Origin of the sequence: Ureibacillus galli, assembly GCF_014836845.1 — a bacterium.
Taxonomy (GTDB): Bacteria; Bacillota; Bacilli; order Bacillales_A; family Planococcaceae; genus Ureibacillus; species Ureibacillus galli.
On sequence record NZ_JACSQA010000005.1, the window covers coordinates 53,793 to 72,103 of the forward strand.

At 36.4% G+C, this 18,311-nt stretch carries 19 protein-coding genes; 14 read left to right on the top strand and 5 right to left on the bottom strand.

Going from position 1 to position 18,311, the window contains the following annotated elements; genetic code table 11:
* Nucleotides 1-10: 10 nt before the first annotated feature.
* Nucleotides 11-253: a DUF2627 domain-containing protein gene (locus H9636_RS05550; protein WP_191706635.1), complete on the bottom strand. Its 243-nt coding sequence runs from the start codon at nucleotides 251-253 to the stop codon at nucleotides 11-13.
* A gap of 261 nt (nucleotides 254-514) precedes the next feature.
* Here H9636_RS05550 and bcd point away from each other — a divergent pair, with 261 nt between their 5' ends.
* From bcd to H9636_RS05600, 10 genes are all read left to right on the top strand, one after another.
* A complete protein-coding gene (gene bcd, locus H9636_RS05555) occupies nucleotides 515-1,609 on the top strand; it encodes a branched-chain amino acid dehydrogenase (RefSeq protein WP_191706636.1) in 1,095 nt (364 codons plus the stop codon).
* 65 nt (nucleotides 1,610-1,674) lie between these two features.
* Nucleotides 1,675-3,093: a dihydrolipoyl dehydrogenase gene (gene lpdA / locus H9636_RS05560; RefSeq protein ID WP_191706637.1), complete on the top strand. Its 1,419-nt coding sequence runs from the start codon at nucleotides 1,675-1,677 to the stop codon at nucleotides 3,091-3,093.
* A gap of 134 nt (nucleotides 3,094-3,227) precedes the next feature.
* Nucleotides 3,228-4,238: a thiamine pyrophosphate-dependent dehydrogenase E1 component subunit alpha gene (locus H9636_RS05565; protein ID WP_191706638.1), complete on the top strand. Its 1,011-nt coding sequence runs from the start codon at nucleotides 3,228-3,230 to the stop codon at nucleotides 4,236-4,238.
* Nucleotides 4,238-5,221 carry an alpha-ketoacid dehydrogenase subunit beta gene (locus tag H9636_RS05570; RefSeq protein WP_191706639.1) on the top strand — a complete coding sequence of 328 codons (984 nt, stop codon included), beginning with the start codon at nucleotides 4,238-4,240 and terminating at the stop codon, nucleotides 5,219-5,221. Before H9636_RS05565 ends, H9636_RS05570 begins: the two co-directional genes overlap by 1 nt.
* A 16-nt stretch (nucleotides 5,222-5,237) precedes the next feature.
* The gene (locus H9636_RS05575; RefSeq protein WP_191706640.1) at nucleotides 5,238-6,527 is read left to right on the top strand and encodes a dihydrolipoamide acetyltransferase family protein; all 1,290 of its coding nucleotides are present in this window, start codon (nucleotides 5,238-5,240) and stop codon (nucleotides 6,525-6,527) included.
* Between the two features lie 286 nt (nucleotides 6,528-6,813).
* Nucleotides 6,814-8,508, top strand: coding sequence for a methylmalonyl-CoA mutase family protein (locus H9636_RS05580; protein WP_191706641.1), 1,695 nt, complete (start codon nucleotides 6,814-6,816; stop codon nucleotides 8,506-8,508).
* Nucleotides 8,505-10,655: a methylmalonyl-CoA mutase gene (gene scpA, locus H9636_RS05585; RefSeq protein WP_191706642.1), complete on the top strand. Its 2,151-nt coding sequence runs from the start codon at nucleotides 8,505-8,507 to the stop codon at nucleotides 10,653-10,655. Before H9636_RS05580 ends, scpA begins: the two co-directional genes overlap by 4 nt.
* Complete coding sequence (gene meaB / locus H9636_RS05590) at nucleotides 10,655-11,734, top strand: methylmalonyl Co-A mutase-associated GTPase MeaB (protein WP_191706643.1); 1,080 nt, start codon at nucleotides 10,655-10,657, stop codon at nucleotides 11,732-11,734. Before scpA ends, meaB begins: the two co-directional genes overlap by 1 nt.
* Before the next feature lie 68 nt (nucleotides 11,735-11,802).
* Nucleotides 11,803-12,243 (top strand): BrxA/BrxB family bacilliredoxin, encoded by a 441-nt coding sequence (locus H9636_RS05595; protein WP_191706644.1) that lies wholly within the window; start codon nucleotides 11,803-11,805, stop codon nucleotides 12,241-12,243.
* Between the two features lie 105 nt (nucleotides 12,244-12,348).
* Entirely contained in the window at nucleotides 12,349-13,356 is a 1,008-nt protein-coding gene (locus H9636_RS05600) for an aromatic acid exporter family protein (RefSeq protein WP_225230093.1), read from the top strand.
* Nucleotides 13,357-13,373: 17 nt separating this feature from the next.
* Here H9636_RS05600 and prli42 read toward each other — a convergent pair whose 3' ends face one another.
* Complete coding sequence (gene prli42, locus H9636_RS05605) at nucleotides 13,374-13,466, bottom strand: stressosome-associated protein Prli42 (RefSeq protein ID WP_156967325.1); 93 nt, start codon at nucleotides 13,464-13,466, stop codon at nucleotides 13,374-13,376.
* 123 nt (nucleotides 13,467-13,589) lie between these two features.
* On the opposite strand from prli42, the gene mce reads away from it, so the two are divergent.
* A complete protein-coding gene (mce, locus tag H9636_RS05610) occupies nucleotides 13,590-14,030 on the top strand; it encodes a methylmalonyl-CoA epimerase (RefSeq protein WP_191706645.1) in 441 nt (146 codons plus the stop codon).
* Complete coding sequence (locus H9636_RS05615) at nucleotides 14,008-15,555, top strand: acyl-CoA carboxylase subunit beta (RefSeq protein WP_191706646.1); 1,548 nt, start codon at nucleotides 14,008-14,010, stop codon at nucleotides 15,553-15,555. The genes mce and H9636_RS05615 overlap by 23 nt, the downstream gene beginning before the upstream one ends.
* Nucleotides 15,556-15,757: 202 nt before the next feature.
* On the opposite strand, the gene tatA (H9636_RS05620) is transcribed toward H9636_RS05615, so the two are convergent.
* From tatA (H9636_RS05620) to tatC, 3 genes are all read right to left on the bottom strand, one after another.
* On the bottom strand, nucleotides 15,758-15,952 hold the full coding sequence (gene tatA / locus H9636_RS05620) for a twin-arginine translocase TatA/TatE family subunit (protein ID WP_191706647.1): 195 nt from the start codon (nucleotides 15,950-15,952) through the stop codon (nucleotides 15,758-15,760).
* Between the two features lie 92 nt (nucleotides 15,953-16,044).
* Complete coding sequence (tatA, locus tag H9636_RS05625) at nucleotides 16,045-16,272, bottom strand: twin-arginine translocase TatA/TatE family subunit (RefSeq protein WP_191706648.1); 228 nt, start codon at nucleotides 16,270-16,272, stop codon at nucleotides 16,045-16,047.
* Between the two features lie 27 nt (nucleotides 16,273-16,299).
* A complete protein-coding gene (gene tatC, locus H9636_RS05630) occupies nucleotides 16,300-17,037 on the bottom strand; it encodes a twin-arginine translocase subunit TatC (RefSeq protein ID WP_191706649.1) in 738 nt (245 codons plus the stop codon).
* Between the two features lie 233 nt (nucleotides 17,038-17,270).
* Between tatC and H9636_RS05635 the strand changes: the two genes are divergently transcribed.
* A complete protein-coding gene (locus H9636_RS05635) occupies nucleotides 17,271-17,528 on the top strand; it encodes a hypothetical protein (protein ID WP_191706650.1) in 258 nt (85 codons plus the stop codon).
* 17 nt (nucleotides 17,529-17,545) lie between these two features.
* Nucleotides 17,546-18,307, top strand: a complete 762-nt coding sequence (locus tag H9636_RS05640; protein WP_191706651.1) for a gluconate 2-dehydrogenase subunit 3 family protein — start codon at nucleotides 17,546-17,548, stop codon at nucleotides 18,305-18,307.
* Nucleotides 18,308-18,311: the final 4 nt, after the last annotated feature.

The following is an 18,311-nucleotide window of genomic DNA, read 5'->3' on the forward strand; positions in this document are numbered from 1 at the left end:
CGTCTGTTTATTATTTTGGTCCCTTTTGATATTTGGGTGCAATTCTTCCATTCTTCCGGTCTTTATTTAATAAATAACCAGCAAAGAAACCAAGACCAATGACTAAGAATATGATTCCTACAACGAACTGTAACCAAAACCACGGAAATGGTGAAATTAATTTACCAAATAACGTATCTCTTAAAAATTTGATTCCTGCTCCAGCCATTAAGGCAGGTATTAATAATACGATAAACGCTAGTAATCTTGCCATTCGTTTACACCTCACACTTACTTTCATTTTACAATGGTCCCATTGAAAGTCAAGAAAGCAAAGGAATTATATGAAATAGAATAATAATTCAAATAATTAGAAAATTCTTAATTAAACCGATTTTAACATTTATTGTTGCGATTTCCCATAATTAAAAGTATGTTTAAATTAGGTAAAAGAATCATGATGAATATAATGATTTTTTTAGCTGATTCATTGTCTATTCAAGAAAGAAAACGCTTACTTTTTGGAGGGGTTATTGTGGAGATCTTTAAATACTTAGAAAAATACGATTATGAACAGGTAGTTTTTTGCCAAGACAAAACATCGGGGTTAAAAGCAATTATTGCTATCCATGATACAACTCTTGGACCAGCTTTAGGTGGTGCGAGAATGTGGTCATATGCATCTGAAGAACAAGCGATTGAAGATGCTCTTCGACTTGCACGTGGAATGACTTATAAAAATGCCGCTGCTGGACTAAATCTTGGTGGGGGAAAAACTGTAATTATCGGTGATCCATTTAAAGATAAAAATGAAGAAATGTTCCGTGCTTTAGGTCGTTTTATTCAAGGTCTAAATGGTCGATATATTACGGCTGAAGATGTTGGAACTACGGTAACTGATATGGATTTAATTCACGAAGAAACAGATTATGTAACGGGTATATCCCCATCGTTTGGTTCTTCAGGAAATCCTTCTCCGGTAACAGCTTATGGAGTTTACTTAGGAATGAAGGCAGCTGCAAAAGAAGCTTTTGGTACGGATAGTCTTCAAGATCGAACAATTGCTGTTCAAGGCCTTGGTAACGTAGCTTATACATTATGTGAGTACTTGTACAACGAAGGTGCAAAGCTAGTTGTAACAGATATTAATAAAAATGCCGTTGAAAGAGTAGTGAATGATTTTAATGCGGTAGCAGTAGATCCAGGGGATATTTATAGTCAAGATGTCGATATATTTGCTCCATGTGCCCTAGGTGCTATTATAAATGATGAAACAATTCCACAGTTAAAGGCAAAAGTGATTGCTGGTTCAGCCAACAACCAATTAAAAGATTCTGCACACGGTGATCTTATTCATAAAATGGGAATTGTCTATGCCCCCGATTATGTTATCAATGCAGGTGGTGTAATCAATGTAGCCGATGAATTATATGGATACAATAGAGAACGTGCAATGAAGCGTGTGGAAGCAATTTATGATAGTATTAGTAAGATATTCGAAATATCAAAACGTGATAAAATTCCAACTTATTTAGCTGCTAACCGTTTAGCAGAAGAAAGAATTGAACGTATTTCAAAATCTCGTTCTCAATTTCTTAAAAATGGTAAAAATATATTAAACGGTAGATAAAGCTTCTTAAGTTGAAAGGGGAGTAAAGAGATTCTTTGCTTCCCCATTTGTTAGGAGGGAACTACATGGCTCGTGAATATGATTTAGTAATTCTTGGTGGAGGTACTGGCGGATATGTTGCTGCTATTCGAGCATCTCAACTAGGATTAAAGACGGCTATCGTCGAAAAGGAAAAACTTGGTGGTACTTGTTTACATAAGGGGTGTATCCCAAGTAAGGCTTTTCTACGAAGTGCGGAAGTATATAGACAGTCGCTTAATGCAGAACAATTTGGAATTGATATTCCTGAAGTGAAAATTAATTTCGATGGAGTACAAAATCGAAAACAATCGATTATTGACCAACTTCATAATGGAATACAAGGGTTAATGAAAAAAGGGAAAATTGATGTTTATTATGGAACAGGGAGAATATTAGGTCCTTCTATCTTTTCTCCGATGCCAGGCACTATTTCGGTGGAAATGGCGGATTTAGAAAATGAAATGCTGCTTCCAAAAAACATCATTATCGCTACTGGTTCAAAACCGCGTAATTTAGATGGGATAAATGTTGACGGTCAAGTGATTTTATCATCGGACCATGCGTTAGAATTACAAACTCTCCCTAAATCAATGATGATTGTTGGAGCAGGAGTAATTGGAATTGAGTGGGCTTCATTGTTAGCGGACTTTGGAGTCGAAGTAACTGTTTTAGAATACGGGGATCGAATACTTCCAACTGAAGATGTCGATATCTCGAAGGAAATGGAAAAACAGTTAACTAAAAGGGGAATTAAATTTTATAAAAATACAGAAATCATGGCAGAGTCCATTGAACGACAAAATGGCGTGACATTAACAGCTAAAGTTAAAGGAAATGAACAAACATTTGCTGCTGATAAAATGTTACTAGCTGTAGGGCGTGTTGGAAATGTAAATGGCATTGGCTTGGAAAATACAGATATCGAATATGACTCGAATTTTATTAAAGTCAATGAAGTGTACCAAACGAAAGAAGAACATATTTACGCAATTGGGGATGTTATCGGTGGGATGCAATTAGCCCATGTCGCTTCCCATGAAGGGATTGCCGCAGTGGAGCATATTGTAAACGGCACTTCCCATCCGCTCAATTATACAAATGTTGCTCGTTGTATTTATAGTTATCCTGAAGCAGCGAGTATTGGGTTAACAGAACAACAAGCAAAAGAAAAAGGGTTTGATATCAAGGTCGGACAATTTCCGTTTAAAGGAATTGGTAAAGCGTTAGTTTACGGCCAATCGGAAGGCTTTGTAAAAATGATAGCCGATAAAGCGACAAATGATTTGTTAGGTGTTCATATGATCGGTCCACATGTTACAAACCTTATTTCAGAAGCGGCACTCAGTATGTTGTTAGATGCTACTCCGTGGGAAATTGGAGAAACAATTCATCCTCACCCATCATTAAGTGAAGTAATAGGGGAAGTAGCGTTAGCAGTAGATGGCAAAGCGATACATTTTTAGAAATTAGTTTAATAGATTTGAAAAATTGTTTAAAGTATACTAAAGTAGTTTTTTGCGGAAAAAAATCCAAATCATATGAGTAGGTTTCGCTTTTTAGAGCATTTCCACTTTATATTTCGAAAGGGGATGTTTGGATGGTCGAAGAGAAAATAAATCATAAACAATTAGGGCTTTCCGACGAAGATGTGTTGAAAATGTATGAAACGATGTTAATGGCTAGAAGACTTGATGAGAGAATGTGGCTATTAAATCGTTCCGGAAAAATTCCTTTTGTTATTTCATGTCAAGGTCAAGAAGCAGCCCAAGTCGGTGCAGCTTTTGCGCTTGATCAAACAAAAGATTATATCGCTCCATATTATCGTGATATGGGAGTGGTCCTTCATTTTGGTATGACACCAAAAGATTTAATGTTATCTGCCTTTGCGAAAGCGGAAGATCCAAACTCTGGCGGTCGTCAAATGCCTGGACATTTCGGACAAAAGAAAAATCGCATTTTAACTGGGTCTTCTCCTGTAGCGACTCAAGTTCCACATGCAGTCGGCGTAGCGCTTGCTGGTAAAATTAGACAGGAAGATTTTGTTTCCTTTGTAACCCTTGGGGAGGGTTCTACTAACCAAGGCGATTTCCATGAAGGAGCTAACTTCGCAGGGGTTCATAAATTACCGGTAATTATTATGGTTGAAAATAATAAGTATGCCATTTCTGTACCAGTTGAACGTCAATTAGGCTGTGCTCAAGTATCTGACCGTGCCATTGGATATGGTATGCCAGGATATACAGTAGATGGTCAAAATCCTTTAGAAGTCTATCGTGTTGTAAAAGAAGCGGCAGATAGAGCGAGAAAAGGCGAAGGACCAACTTTAATTGAGACGGTGACTTATCGTTTAACTGCCCATTCTTCTGACGATGATGACCGACAATATCGTACGGCGGAAGATTTAGCGGAAGGTCGAGCGAATGACCCGATTCTATTATTTGAAAATTATTTAAAAGAAACGGCTGTTATTACGGACGAAGGACTACAAGAAATGAATAAAAAAGTAATGGCGATTGTAAATGAAGCAACTGACTATGCTGAAAATGCACCGTATGCAACTCCAGAGCATGCATTGAAATTTGTGTATGAGGAAGGGGATGGCGAATAATGGCTGTAATGTCATATATTGAGGCTATTCATTTGGCCATGAAAGAAGAATTAGAACGAGATGAAAATGTCTTCATATTAGGTGAAGATGTAGGTCGTAAAGGAGGCGTCTTTAAAGCGACTGCTGACCTTTACAATCAATTTGGCGAATATCGAGTACTTGATACACCGCTTGCTGAAAGTGCGATCGCGGGAGTGGCGATTGGTGCTGCAATGGTTGGAATGCGACCGATTGCGGAAATGCAATTCGCAGATTTTATCATGCCTGCGGTCAATCAAATTGTATCGGAAGCAGCCAAAATTCGTTACCGTTCGAATAACGATTGGGACTGTCCATTAGTTATTCGTGCTCCTTTTGGAGGGGGGATACACGGTGCCCTTTATCATTCCCAATCCGTAGAATCTCTATTTGCTAATACTCCAGGATTGAAAATTGTCATTCCATCTACACCATACGATGCAAAAGGATTGCTAAAAGCAGCAGTTCGAGACAATGATCCAGTTTTATTCTTTGAGCATAAAAAAGCTTATCGATTATTAAAAGGGGAAGTTCCGACAGAAGATTACGTACTTCCAATTGGCAAAGCGGATGTTAAGCGAGAAGGGGATGACATTACAGTTATTACGTACGGTTTAGCTGTCAACTTTGCCCTTCAAGCAGCAGAACGACTTGCAGATGATGGTATCGAAGCTCATGTATTAGATTTAAGAACAATCTATCCTCTCGATAAAGAAGCGATTATTGAAGCTGCAAGTAAAACCGGAAAAGTATTATTAATCACCGAAGATAACAAAGAAGGTAGCATTATTAGTGAAGTAGCAGCCATTATCGCGGAAAATTGTTTATTCGATTTAGATGCTCCAATTCAGCGACTTGCTGGTCCAGATGTACCTGCGATGCCATACGCACCACCAATGGAAAAATACTTTATGATTAATCCGGATAAAATTGAAAAAGCAATGCGTGAATTAGCAGCTTTCTAAAGGGAGGATGTTCGTTATGTCGATACAACAGATTTTAATGCCGCAACTTGGAGAAAGTGTTACGGAAGGAACGATTGAAAAATGGCTCGTCCAACCAGGGGATCAAGTAAATAAGTATGATCCTTTAGCAGAAGTTGTGACAGATAAAGTAAACGCAGAAATACCTTCATCTTTTACAGGGACAATTAAAGAACTAATAGCTAAAGAAGGGGAAACATTACCAGTAGGTGCCCTTGTATGTACGATTGAAGTAGAAGTTGTTGAAGAAACTGGTTCAGCATCTGATCAATCAAACGGTGCAGAAAATAACACTGAAAAACCACAACAAGTAAAAACAACTGTTGTAGGAGAAACGAATTCGAAAGATTCTTCTCAAAAAGGTCGTTATTCCCCAGCAGTTCTAAGGCTCGCTAATGAACATGAAATTGATTTACAGCTTGTTGAAGGTACAGGTCTTGGTGGACGTATTACGAGAAAAGATATTTTAAAAATTATTGAAACTGGTAACATACCGCAACAAACAGAAACTGTAGTACAAGAACCGGTAAAACAGCAGGAAATCCCACAAGTTCCGAAGAAGGAAAGTACGATTACAAGTGCAGTTGGTGATATTGAAATTCCGGTTACACCTGTTCGCCGTGCAATTGCGAATAATATGGTAAGAAGCAAACAAGAAGTACCTCATGCATGGATGATGATGGAAGTTGATGTAACAAATCTTGTTAACTATCGAAATAAAATAAAAAATGATTTTAAAGCAAAAGAAGGATTTAACATTACGTACTTTGCCTTCTTTGTAAAGGCAGTTGCCAAAGCTTTAAAAGAATTCCCGATGATGAATTCTGTATGGGCTGGAGATAAAATTATTCAGAAGAAGGATATAAATATTTCCATAGCGGTTGCGACTGAGGATGCTTTGTTTGTACCAGTTATTAAAAATGCGGATGATAAATCGGTTAAAGGGATTGCAAAGGATATTCACGAATTATCGACTCTTGTACGTTCTGGAAAATTACGACAGGAACATATGCAAGGTGGAACTTTTACGGTTAATAATACAGGCTCATTTGGTTCTGTCCAATCAATGGGTATTATTAATTACCCACAAGCAGCGATTCTTCAAATAGAATCCATTGTAAAAAGACCGGTCATCATGAATGATAATATGTTTGCAGCTCGAGATATGGTTAATTTATGTTTATCCCTTGACCACCGCGTTTTAGATGGTCTTATTTGTGGTAAATTCTTAAATCGAGTGAAATCAATTCTAGAAAATGTGAATGAAGAGACAATGTCAATTTATTAATATTTTATGGAACAAACTTAAATAATTTCTTTTTCTATAAACAAAAAATCTGCTCGCTTCTCAAAGGTGAGGAATTTAAGATGCCATTTTGGCAAATTGCCATATTGAATAAATATGGATCTTTATTCTGCAATAATACCTTTGAAGAAGTGGAGCGGATTTTTTTATTTTAAAGTCTTCCATATAGTACCACTATCCCATTTTACTTATATACTTTATTGGAAACTTATTCTAATGTAAAATAGTAATTAGAAATTGTTAAGGGGGGAAGCTGTTTAGCGAGAATATGACAATTCAAATGAAAAGTATTAGTTTTCCAACAGCTCATTATGGGGAATGGAAAGAACAAGCAATAAAAGCATTAAAGGGGAAGCCGTTTGAATCGTTATTCACAAAAACAATTGAAGGGGTCACTTTAGAGCCACTCTATACGCGAGATATGGTATTGGACCAGTTAAATGAACAATTAGAGAAACAAATTTCAACGATTCGTTCATTAAAATCCACAACTGGTTTAAAAGTAGCTCAACAAATTTATGGTAGTACAGCTGAAGAATTTTTTGCACGACTACAAGATAGCATTGATAAAGGAAATGAAGTAGTAACAATTGATAGTCGGATCGCTTTTGAATGGCATGAAGAAAACTTAATGACATTAGCCGAATTTTTAACTGAAAATTCGTTCAAGTTGTTCGTTCAAAATGCAAAGGATCCGATTTTAAATGTATTTAAATTTATAAAAAATTATGAAATAAAAGGTTTTATCATTTCAAATGAACCGATACAGTTAGATAACTTTGAACATGTAAGAACCATTTCGGCTAATATTGTTACATATCATCACGAAGGGGCACATGCAATACAAGAATTAGCTTTATCCCTTGCATTTGCTGCAAAGTTCGCAGAGCAAGAAGGAGATTTCAATCGATTTATAAATAAGTTTTTTGTTAATTTTGCTGTCGATACATCCTTTTTCGGTGAGATTGCAAAATTACGTGCTTTTAAAGTATTGTGGAAAGTGTTTACATCTGGTTATGGTATTACTGAGGCGAGGGCAATCCCTGTCGTTGCTGAGACTTCTTTAAGAAGTTTTTCGACGTTGGATGTGTATGTTAATTTATTGCGTGCGGGGAATGAAGCTTTTGCAGCATTAATCGGAGGAGCAGATTTATTTACCGTCCACCCTCATGATTGCTTAACAAATCCAACCGATAAATCGATTCGTATTGCACGAAATGTTTTATTAGTTTTAAAAGAAGAGTCCTTTGTCGAAAAAGTATTAGATCCATCGGGTGGTTCCTATTTTATTGAATCATTAACAGCCGAGTATGTCGAGAAGGCATGGAAACTGTTTTTAGAGATTGAAGAAGCTGGCGGTATCGATGCATATATAGAGTCTGGGAAATTAAAAATGGAATTAGAAACAGTATATGAAAATCGATTAAAAGCAGTTGAAACAAGAAAACAGTCATTAATCGGTACAAATATTTATGCGAACCCTACTGACGAAATAACGACGGAAATGAACCCGTTATTTAAACAAGTAAAAAGGTTAGCAATACCCTTTGAACAGTTACGCGTAAGCTACCAAAAGGTTCAACCGAAAATTGGCATTTTAACTTACGGAAAATTAAAAGACTTCAAACCTCGAGCAGACTATGTATCAGGTATTTTTGCAACTGCAGGTATCTCTCCCGATCAATCCGGGGAAATCCAGACGATTGAATCAGCACAAACATGGTTACAAAATGGTCAGTATGATTATGTTATTTTTGTTGCAAAAGATGATGAGACAAAAAAGATTGTACCGACACTCCTTTCTTCAAAACCGAAAAACTTACTATTAGACGTGGCTGGAAAGTTTGTTGATGAGCAGAACGAGTGGATAGAAAAAGGGGTAAATGGCTTTATTTTTGCGGGGCAAAATATGGTGAAAAAGCTGACAGACATACTTGAAAGCTTGCAGGGGGTGCAACGATGAGTAAACCAGATTTTAAAGCCATCAACTTAAAAGAAGTATTTTTAAAAGAAAAAATAGATTCTACCAATTCATTCATAACAAATGAAGAAATTGAAGTGAAAGAATTTTATAATAAAGAAGATATACAACATATGAATCATTTAAATGATTTCTCAGGTATTGCACCAAATACTCGAGGTCCTTATCCTACAATGTACGTAGCAAGACCTTGGACTGTTCGTCAATACGCTGGTTTTTCAACAGCGGAAGAGTCCAATGCCTTTTACCGAAGAAATTTAGCAATGGGGCAAAAAGGATTATCAGTGGCCTTCGATTTAGCAACTCACCGTGGCTATGACTCAGATCATCCTCGTGTAAAGGGGGATGTTGGAAAAGCAGGGGTAGCTATCGACTCTATTGAAGATATGAAAATATTGTTTGATGGTATTCCGTTAGATCAAATGTCTGTTTCCATGACGATGAATGGTGCCGTATTACCGATTTTAGCATTCTATATCGTTGCGGCGGAAGAACAAGGAGTTTCACCTGAACAGTTAGCAGGTACGATTCAAAATGATATTTTAAAAGAATATATGGTACGAAATACGTATATCTATCCACCAGAAATGTCCATGAAGATTATTGCTGATATTTTTGAATTTACGAGTAAATTTATGCCGAAATTCAACTCGATTTCCATTTCTGGCTATCATATTCAAGAAGCGGGCGCAACAAATGATATCGAATTAGCTTATACGTTGGCAGATGGTCTTGAATATGTTCGGACGGGTTTAAAAGCTGGGATTGATATTGATTCGTTCGCACCACGTTTATCTTTCTTTTGGGCTATTGGAATGAATTATTATATGGAAGTAGCGAAAATGCGTGCTGCACGCCGTATTTGGGCACAAATGATGAGTACATTTAATCCAAAAAATCCAAAATCTTTAGCTTTACGTACCCATTCCCAAACATCAGGATGGTCTTTAACAGAACAGGATCCATTTAATAATGTGACGAGAACATTATTGGAAGCAAATGCAGCGGCAATGGGACATACACAGTCCCTCCATACGAATGCCCTTGATGAGGCGATTGCATTACCGACGGATTTCTCAGCACGAATTGCGCGGAATACTCAGCTCTTCTTACAAGAAGAAACTGGAATGACGAAAGTGATTGATCCTTGGGGTGGATCTTACTATGTAGAAAAATTAACGGATGAACTTACCCATAAAGCGTGGGCGTTAATTGAAGAAATTGAAGAACTAGGTGGAATGGCAAAAGCGATAGAAACAGGGTTGCCAAAAATGAAGGTGGAAGAATCTGCAGCAAAACGTCAAGCCAAAATTGATTCTAAAACGGAAACAATTGTTGGAGTAAATAAATATTTACTAGATGTTGAAGAACCAATTGATATTTTAGATATCGATAATACAATTGTTCGACAAAAACAAATTGAACGTTTAGAAAAGTTAAAGTTAAATCGAAACGAAGAAGAAGTTCAAAAGCATTTAGCAAGACTTACACGTGCAGCAGAAACAGGGGAAGAAAATTTATTAGCTGTAGCAATTGATGCGGCTCGTGCTCGTGCTTCCCTCGGTGAAATTTCTGATGCGATTGAAAAAGTATCAAGTCGTCATAAAGCAGTGATTCGTTCGATATCAGGCGTCTATTCTTCTAATTTCTCAGATGATGAATTAATCAATGAAGTAAAACAAATGACGGAGGAATTTTTAGAAAATGAAGGTCGTCGTCCGCGTATTCTTGTGGCTAAAATGGGGCAAGATGGTCACGACCGAGGGGCAAAAGTTGTGGCAACAGGCTATGCAGATTTAGGATTTGACGTGGATATTTCGCCGCTATTTTTAACTCCTGAAGAAGCTGCGCAAATGGCAGTAGAAAATGACGTTCACTGTGTGGGTGTTTCTTCCCTAGCTGCAGGACATAAAACATTAGTTCCTGAACTTATCGCGGAACTTAAAAAACTCGGTCGAGAAGATATTATCGTTATCGTCGGCGGTGTTATTCCAGCTCAAGACTATCAATTTATTTACGATGCTGGAGCAGTAGCGATATTTGGTCCAGGGACGGTTATTCCTGTGTCTGCGATTAAAATCATTGAAGAAATATATAAACGATTAGGTTACGAGGAAGTGTCTTTGTAATGGGCGATCAAACAGACAAGGGTGCATTACATGTAATGGCCGGTGTAGAAGGGACCCATGATGGAAGAACGATATCACCAAAAAAATTTAGGAAAAAGAAACAGCAATCCATTGATATTGAAAATCTAGCTGAGGAAGTGCGGAGCGGTTTACGCACTTCTCTTTCAAAAGCGATTACGTTAATTGAAAGTTCACATAGTGAACATAAAGAGCAAGCGCAAAAATTGTTACAGGAACTATTACCTTTTACAGGGAATAGCATTCGAATTGGTATTACTGGTGTCCCGGGTGCTGGTAAAAGTTCTTTCATAGAAGCGTTTGGGACAATGCTTTGTAATATGGGAAAAAAAGTTGCAGTTCTTGCCATTGATCCGAGTTCATCTCTGTCCGGTGGTAGTATTTTAGGTGATAAAACCCGTATGGAGGAATTGAGTCGTCATAAACGCGCTTTCGTTCGACCATCACCAAGTGCAGGGATCCTTGGTGGTGTTCATAAAAAAACGAGAGAAACAATGTTACTTTGTGAAGCAGCGGGTTACGATGTCATATTAATCGAAACGGTTGGTGTCGGACAGAGTGAGACGTATGTTCGAGGGATGGTAGATTTTTTCCTTCTATTAGTTTTAACAGGTGCAGGCGATGAATTGCAAGGTATGAAAAAAGGAATTATGGAGTTGGCAGATGGTATTATCGTTCATAAAAGTGATGGAGATAATTTACCAAAAGCGAAAAAAACCGTTCGCGAATATTTGCAAATTCTTCACTTCCTACAGCCTGCCACACCAGGGTGGATGAGTAAAGCGTTAGCTGTATCCTCGATTAAGAAAACGGGATTAACCGATGTTTGGGACATGATTTGTCAATTCGAAAAAACGATTAAAGACTCTCACTATTGGGAAACAAGACGTCTAGAACAAACGAAAGAATGGTTTCAGTCAATGATTACCGATACATTAATCGATTCATTTTTTAATAATTCGGATAAAAAGGGCCAAATGAAGTCAATCGAGACGCAAATATTGCAGGGGGAAATAACCGTAACTCAAGGAGTAACGAAATTATTTTCCAATAACCAATGATCAGTATTTTAAACCGTTCAAATAGATGTCTTTGTGATAATATATATAGTTGAAAGGAGCGATAAATCATGAATATGGATTACGATTTATTTATGGAAGAAATTAAAAGAACAGCGCGTGCTGAAATAGAGGGAGCAGGTTATGAACAACTGCGTACACCAGAAGAAGTAGAGGAAGCATTTGCTCGTCCAGGTACTACGCTTGTAATGGTGAACTCTGTTTGTGGTTGTGCAGGTGGGATTGCCCGTCCAGCTGCAGCAAACGCGATTCATTACGATAAACGTCCAGACCATTTAGTAACTGTTTTTGCTGGTCAAGATAAAGAAGCGACAGCAGCTGCTCGTCATTTCTTTGGTGATAACCACATTCCTTCTTCACCTGCCTTTGTTTTATTAAAAGATGGTAAAGTTGTTGCAGATATTGGTCGTCATGAAATTGAAGGTCATGATCCAATGTCCGTTATTACAAATTTACAAGCAAACTTTGAAGAATATTGTGATGAAGTTTAATGTGAAAAATTAAAAGAACTTGTCCTTAGATTATTTTTAAGGACATGTTCTTTTCTTTACATTTGTCACAATTATCCGATTTTTACATAATAACCGCTTCAAAGCTTGAAGGAGGAAGTCGTTATCAAAAAATTTAAAATCGGCTATCGCACAGTTAAAACAGCAGTTGGTGCTGCAATTGCAATTGCTATCGCTCACTACTTTGACTTACAATACTTTTCATCAGCAGCGATCTTAACGATTCTTTGTATACAAACGACAAAAAAGAAATCTGTTCATGCCGTTTATACGAGATTGATCGCAAGTTTTATTGGAATGGCTTTTGCCTATCTTGCTTTAGAAACGTTCGGCTATAATCCAATCGTTTTAGGATGTATGATACTAATTTTTATCCCTACCATTGTTACTTTAAATGTTGCAGCAGGATTTGTATCAAGTTCCGTTATTATTATGCATATTTATGGAGAAGCAAATTTCACTTTGGACTTATTTTTAAATGAAATTGCTTTAATGGCAATTGGGTTTGGAACAGCTCTAGCTGTCAATATGTATATGGGGGATTTCCAAAAGGAATTAGATCGTTACCTTGACGAAATAGAAAATTTATATAGTTCGATATTTAAGGAAATTGAAAAATATTTACGAAACGGAGATACGACGTGGGATGGAAAGGAAATTATTGAAGCGGCCAATATTTTAGAGAAGGCGAAATCTCTTGCGTTTAAAGATGTAGAAAACCATCTAACACGTAAACAAAACGAATATTATTTATATTTCGATATGCGTGAAAAGCAATTAGAGATTATTGAAAGAGTATTACCTAAAATTACAACTTTACCTGTTATGGTACAGCAAGCGGAGTTGGTTGCGGATTTTATGGAAGAACTAGCTGAAAATGTACATCCAGGTAATACTGCTAAGCGCTTTCGAAATAAATTGGAAATGGTTAAAGAGGAGTTTGCCAAAATGCCATTACCTGAAAGTCACGAAAAATTTTTAGCGATGGCCTCCCTTTATCAATTTATCGAAGAAATGGATCAATATTTAATGATAAAACAGTCATATAAAGGAATAAAGAATAAAAGCAGAAAAAAAGCGATTACAGGAAAGTAATCGCAGAAAGAAGACGTTTAGAAGAATGATAGACCAAATGCTAAAGTTGAAATAACCATTATGGCAATCATGCTATATACGACTATTTTTTGGAATTTTTTATTACTCATATTTTTTCTCCCCTTCTATTGTTAAATTTAGTTTATCAAATTTGAAAAATATCTCAAGTACGTAGCGAATTGTTTTCCTTTTTTGATACAATAGAAATGTACTATAACAGAAGGGGTGTTGTTATGAAGGGCGTAGATCATATTGGAATAGCTGTTAAAAACCTGGATGAACGTATTACATATTATACTGAAACTCTAGGCTTAACATTACTAAAAATAGAAGAGGTTCCTTCACAACATGTTCGAGTAGCGTTTATTGATGCAGGTAATGTGAAATTTGAGCTATTGGAACCTACTAGTGAAGAAAGTGCGATATATAAACATATCGAAAAACGTGGAGAAGGAATTCAACATGTTGCATTTGGGGTAACGGGTATTCGGGAAAGAATGAAAGAATTGCGAGAAAAGGGAGTACGTATTCTTTCGGATGAACCGAATCCAGGTGCTGGGGGAGCAGAAGTTGCCTTTTTACACCCAAAGGACTCTTATGGTGTACTATATGAACTTTGTGATAAAAGTAAAAAAGGGGATAATGAGAGATATGGACATGTTCGACAAAATTAATGAGATGTATGATCGTAAACGTGAAATCGAGCTTGGCGGTGGAGACAAGCGTATAGAAAAGCAACATGAAAAAGGAAAGCTAACAGCTCGTGAACGGATTGATATGTTATTAGATAAAGATACCTTTGTAGAAATAAATCCATTTATTACTCATAGAACAACGGATTTTGGTATGGATGAACAAAAAGGTCCTGGCGATGGGGTTGTAACAGGTTTTGGTAAAATTAATGGGCGCAATGTTTATTTATTTGCACAAGATTTTACGGTTTTTGGTGGAGCCCTTGGAGAAATGCATGCCAAAAAAATAGCAGCTGTTATGGACTTGGCAGCTAAAAATGGTACTCCTTTTATCGGCATTAACGATTCTGGCGGTGCTCGTATTCAAGAAGGTGTTTTATCTTTAGATGGGTATGGAAGTATATTTTACCGTAACTCTATCTATTCCGGTGTAATCCCACAAATTTCTGTTATTATGGGACCTTGTGCCGGTGGAGCAGTCTACTCTCCAGCAATTACGGACTTTATTTTAATGGTGGATAAAACATCCCAAATGTTTATAACGGGACCAAAAGTTATTGAAACGGTTACAGGAGAGAAAATTTCTTCAGAAGATTTAGGTGGTTCGAAAGTTCATAATACGATTAGTGGGAATGCCCATTTTCGTGCTCCATCTGAGGAAGAATCTATCGAACAAATTCGCAATCTTCTAAGTTATCTGCCACAAAATAATAAAGAGAAAGCGCCTAGATTCCCACGACCTGAAGGGGATGATTATCGTCCAGATATTATTGATTATGTACCAATTGAACCGACAAAACCTTATGATGTGCGTAAAGTCGTCGAACAGGTCGTAGATAAATACTCCTTTATGGAGGTTCAGGCTGAATTTGCGAAAAACATTGTGGTTGGATTTGCACGAATAGCAGGGGAGTCAGTTGGATTAGTTTGTAACCAACCGAAAGCATTAGCAGGTGGACTAGATATCGATTCGTCTGATAAAGCTTCTCGATTTATTCGAACTTGTGATGCTTTTAACATTCCGATTATTACTTTTGAAGATGTTTCCGGATTCTTCCCAGGAGTTAAGCAAGAACACGGCGGTATTATTCGCCACGGTGCGAAAATTTTATATGCATACTCAGAGGCAACTGTACCGAAAATAACAGTCATTTTACGAAAAGCATATGGTGGAGCATACGTTGCACTTAACTCGAAGTCAATAGGCGCAGATTTAGTTTATGCTTGGCCAAATGCAGAAATCGCGGTAATGGGGGCAGCTGGGGCGGCAAATATTATTTTTGCCAATGAAATAGCTAACTCTGAACATCCTGAAAGTACACGTGAAGCAAAAATTGAAGAATATAAAGAGAAATTTGCGAATCCTTATGTTGCGGCATCCCGTGGAATGGTGGATGATGTTATTGATCCGAGGGAAACACGTATAAAATTAATCCAATCACTTGATATGTTGGCAACGAAGGAAGAAACTCGACCATATAAAAAACACGGAAATATTCCATTGTAAGTTGGAAAAAACGATATTATGTATAAACATTCGATTTATCTATTTAACTAAAGAAAGTTAGATAAAATTATCCCAAGGACCTGAGTTCGGTAATCTACTGGGCTAGGTCTTTTCATTTTTCAATAAATAACCCCCGTAAAAATAGATTATTCTCTAACTTTACGGGGGAGATGAATTTGGAACAGTGATTCTTCATATTTTACTATTTATTTTCTTTAGTGGCTTTTTCGTCTTGGTTTATTTCATCATCATCCATAATATCTTTTGTGGAATCTTTAAAGTTTTTCATCGATTCTCCAATGGAACGACCTAACTTAGGTAATTTTGATGGACCAAAGAGTATTAAAATAATGACTAAAATAATAATTAAGCCTGGGATACCAATTGAATTGAACATAGAATATTTTCCTCCTACAATGTGAACCGCCTATAGAAAAGGGGCATTGTCAATCTCTCACTATATGGCATCACTTTAAAGTACACAATCTATTATTTTTGTGAAGCTTCTTCTTTTTTGCTTTCAGTTAATTTGAACTCTTCTTTTACTTCTTTCACGTCACCAGTTACTTCATCAACTACATCTTTTGTTGAATCTTTAAATTCTTTTAAAGTTTGTCCAACAGCGCGCCCAAGTTGCGGAAGTTTTGATGGTCCGAAAAGAATTAAAGCAATGACTAGAATAATAATTAAGCCTGGAACTCCGATTGATTGAAACATATGGTAAATCCTCCTAAATATAGTGTTTTAGTTTGATACTTCTTTATTTTGTAATTGTTTTTTATATGTTTTTTCCGAAACAATAATACTAATTTCAAATAAGAGTAATAGTGGAATGATGATTAAAAAATCTGATACAAAGTCAGGGGGTGAAATCATTACACCGATTACGATAAGAATGAAGTATGATACTTTTCTCATCTTTCTTAATCTAGTTGGGGTAACGATACCGAGCTTAGTTAAAAATAAAATTACGACTGGTAGCTCGAAAACGATCCCTACAGGAATTAATAAATTAAACATTAGTGTAAAATACTGTTTCATTCCATAAGTTTCAGTTGCACCAATGGAATTATTGATATTATCCAAAAAGTTTAGCATTAACGGAAATAAAATAAAGTAACTAAAGGATACTCCGATAATAAATAGGAGGAATGCTAAAGGTACAAATTTTGCTGCGCCAGATGCTTCTTTTTTTGTTAAACCTGGTTTAGTAAACAACCAAAGTTGATGCATTGCAACGGGTAATGTTAAACAAATGGAAACTAGTAATGCACATTTTACATAAATCGAAATACCATCTGTATAGCCAAAAACGTTCCAATCAACATTTTGAGCAACTTTTTGGGCTTTAATAAAATGTAAAATATCAGGTGCGAAAATGAATCCAATGAGTAATGTCACAATGAAAACAGAACAAGAAATAATAAGTCTTTTTCGAAGTTCTGTTAAATGTTCAACTATCGTATATTCTTGCTCTTCCATTTTTCATCCCCTTTTCGAAACTTTTAATTATAGCAAACTTTCAATATACTATCTACAAAAATAAAAGTATACATCAAATAAAGTATACAAAATCGATTAAATGTACACAAAATTGTTGAATTGTATACAGAACTATTGTAGACTGTAATAGTTTTACAAGGAATATTAATTGATTATACACTCTTTAAACGAAAAGTAAATAATTTAATAGAGTGATAGATAGGGGGGATTCTATGTCAGAGTATAGCCGTGACGAACTATTTACAATTATACAAATGTTAGCAGGAATCACATTAACGGTAGGTTATGCCTTTTCCGTCGCAAACTTTCATCAAACTGTTCCAGCATTTGCATTAATTGGTTCAGCGGTCGGCCTTGCCATAATTATCGGATGTTGGTTAGGGTTAAAACATTTAACCTTTATGCTTGCAATGATTATAACGTCAATTATTTATGCGATTTATTTTAACTTTGGAGCAATGTTTAGTTAATTTTAGGAGGAGTCATGATGTCAGAGAAAGAAAACTTCACAGAAAAACGTTCTACAAGAAGGAACTTTTTGAAAAATTCTGGTTTAACAATTGGTGGTTTAGTGCTTGGTGGAGCTGTAACAAGTTTAGTAACGAAAAAAGATGAAACAATTACAACTACTGCAGATCCTTCACATTCCCACAGTACAGCTAATTATAATCAAGCATTAATGTTCTTCACACCGGAACAATACTCAACGATTGAAGCGGCGACTGAACAAATTTTCCCCGAAACAGAAATTGGCCCTGGTGCAAAGTCCTTATTAGTAGCTTATTTCATCGATCATCAATTAGCAGGAGCATGGGGCTTAAACTCCAAAGAATACACTCAAGGACCATTTAGTCCTGAAGCATCCCCGTTATTTGGATATCAAACTCATTTGAATCGTCAACAAATTTTTACATTAGGTATAAATTTATTAAACGATGAAGCGAAAAAACGTTTTGATAACACGTTTTATTCAATCACTGCTGAACAACAAGTAGAAATTCTTAAGGCTGTTGAAGCAGATGAAGTAACAATGAAAGCTGCTATAAAACCGTCATTTTTCTTTAAATTATTGCGTGGTGCAACTTTAGAAGGGGCATATTCAGATCCATTATACGGTGGTAATAAGGATATGGCTGGCTGGAAAATGAAAAACTTCCCAGGTCACCAAATGAGCTTCAAAAACATAATTGAAAAAGAAGAATTTGTAGCAATTGAACCACAAGGATTAAATGCTCAACATAATCACTAATTAG

Excerpts from the sequence above, each read along its gene's own strand:
- tatA (WP_191706648.1), bottom strand. The coding sequence starts at position 16,272 with ATGTTTCAATCAATCGGAGTTCCAGGCTTAATTATTATTCTAGTCATT.
- H9636_RS05575 (WP_191706640.1), top strand. The coding sequence starts at position 5,238 with ATGTCGATACAACAGATTTTAATGCCGCAACTTGGAGAAAGTGTTACG.
- lpdA (WP_191706637.1), top strand. The coding sequence starts at position 1,675 with ATGGCTCGTGAATATGATTTAGTAATTCTTGGTGGAGGTACTGGCGGA.
- H9636_RS05615 (WP_191706646.1), top strand. The coding sequence starts at position 14,008 with ATGGACATGTTCGACAAAATTAATGAGATGTATGATCGTAAACGTGAA.
- meaB (WP_191706643.1), top strand. The coding sequence starts at position 10,655 with ATGGGCGATCAAACAGACAAGGGTGCATTACATGTAATGGCCGGTGTA.
- H9636_RS05580 (WP_191706641.1), top strand. The coding sequence starts at position 6,814 with ATGACAATTCAAATGAAAAGTATTAGTTTTCCAACAGCTCATTATGGG.
- H9636_RS05565 (WP_191706638.1), top strand. The coding sequence starts at position 3,228 with ATGGTCGAAGAGAAAATAAATCATAAACAATTAGGGCTTTCCGACGAA.
- tatC (WP_191706649.1), bottom strand. The coding sequence starts at position 17,037 with ATGGAAGAGCAAGAATATACGATAGTTGAACATTTAACAGAACTTCGA.
- H9636_RS05570 (WP_191706639.1), top strand. The coding sequence starts at position 4,238 with ATGGCTGTAATGTCATATATTGAGGCTATTCATTTGGCCATGAAAGAA.
- tatA (WP_191706647.1), bottom strand. The coding sequence starts at position 15,952 with ATGTTCAATTCAATTGGTATCCCAGGCTTAATTATTATTTTAGTCATT.
- H9636_RS05595 (WP_191706644.1), top strand. The coding sequence starts at position 11,803 with ATGAATATGGATTACGATTTATTTATGGAAGAAATTAAAAGAACAGCG.
- scpA (WP_191706642.1), top strand. The coding sequence starts at position 8,505 with ATGAGTAAACCAGATTTTAAAGCCATCAACTTAAAAGAAGTATTTTTA.
- prli42 (WP_156967325.1), bottom strand. The coding sequence starts at position 13,466 with ATGAGTAATAAAAAATTCCAAAAAATAGTCGTATATAGCATGATTGCC.
- mce (WP_191706645.1), top strand. The coding sequence starts at position 13,590 with ATGAAGGGCGTAGATCATATTGGAATAGCTGTTAAAAACCTGGATGAA.
- H9636_RS05550 (WP_191706635.1), bottom strand. The coding sequence starts at position 253 with ATGGCAAGATTACTAGCGTTTATCGTATTATTAATACCTGCCTTAATG.
- H9636_RS05635 (WP_191706650.1), top strand. The coding sequence starts at position 17,271 with ATGTCAGAGTATAGCCGTGACGAACTATTTACAATTATACAAATGTTA.
- H9636_RS05640 (WP_191706651.1), top strand. The coding sequence starts at position 17,546 with ATGTCAGAGAAAGAAAACTTCACAGAAAAACGTTCTACAAGAAGGAAC.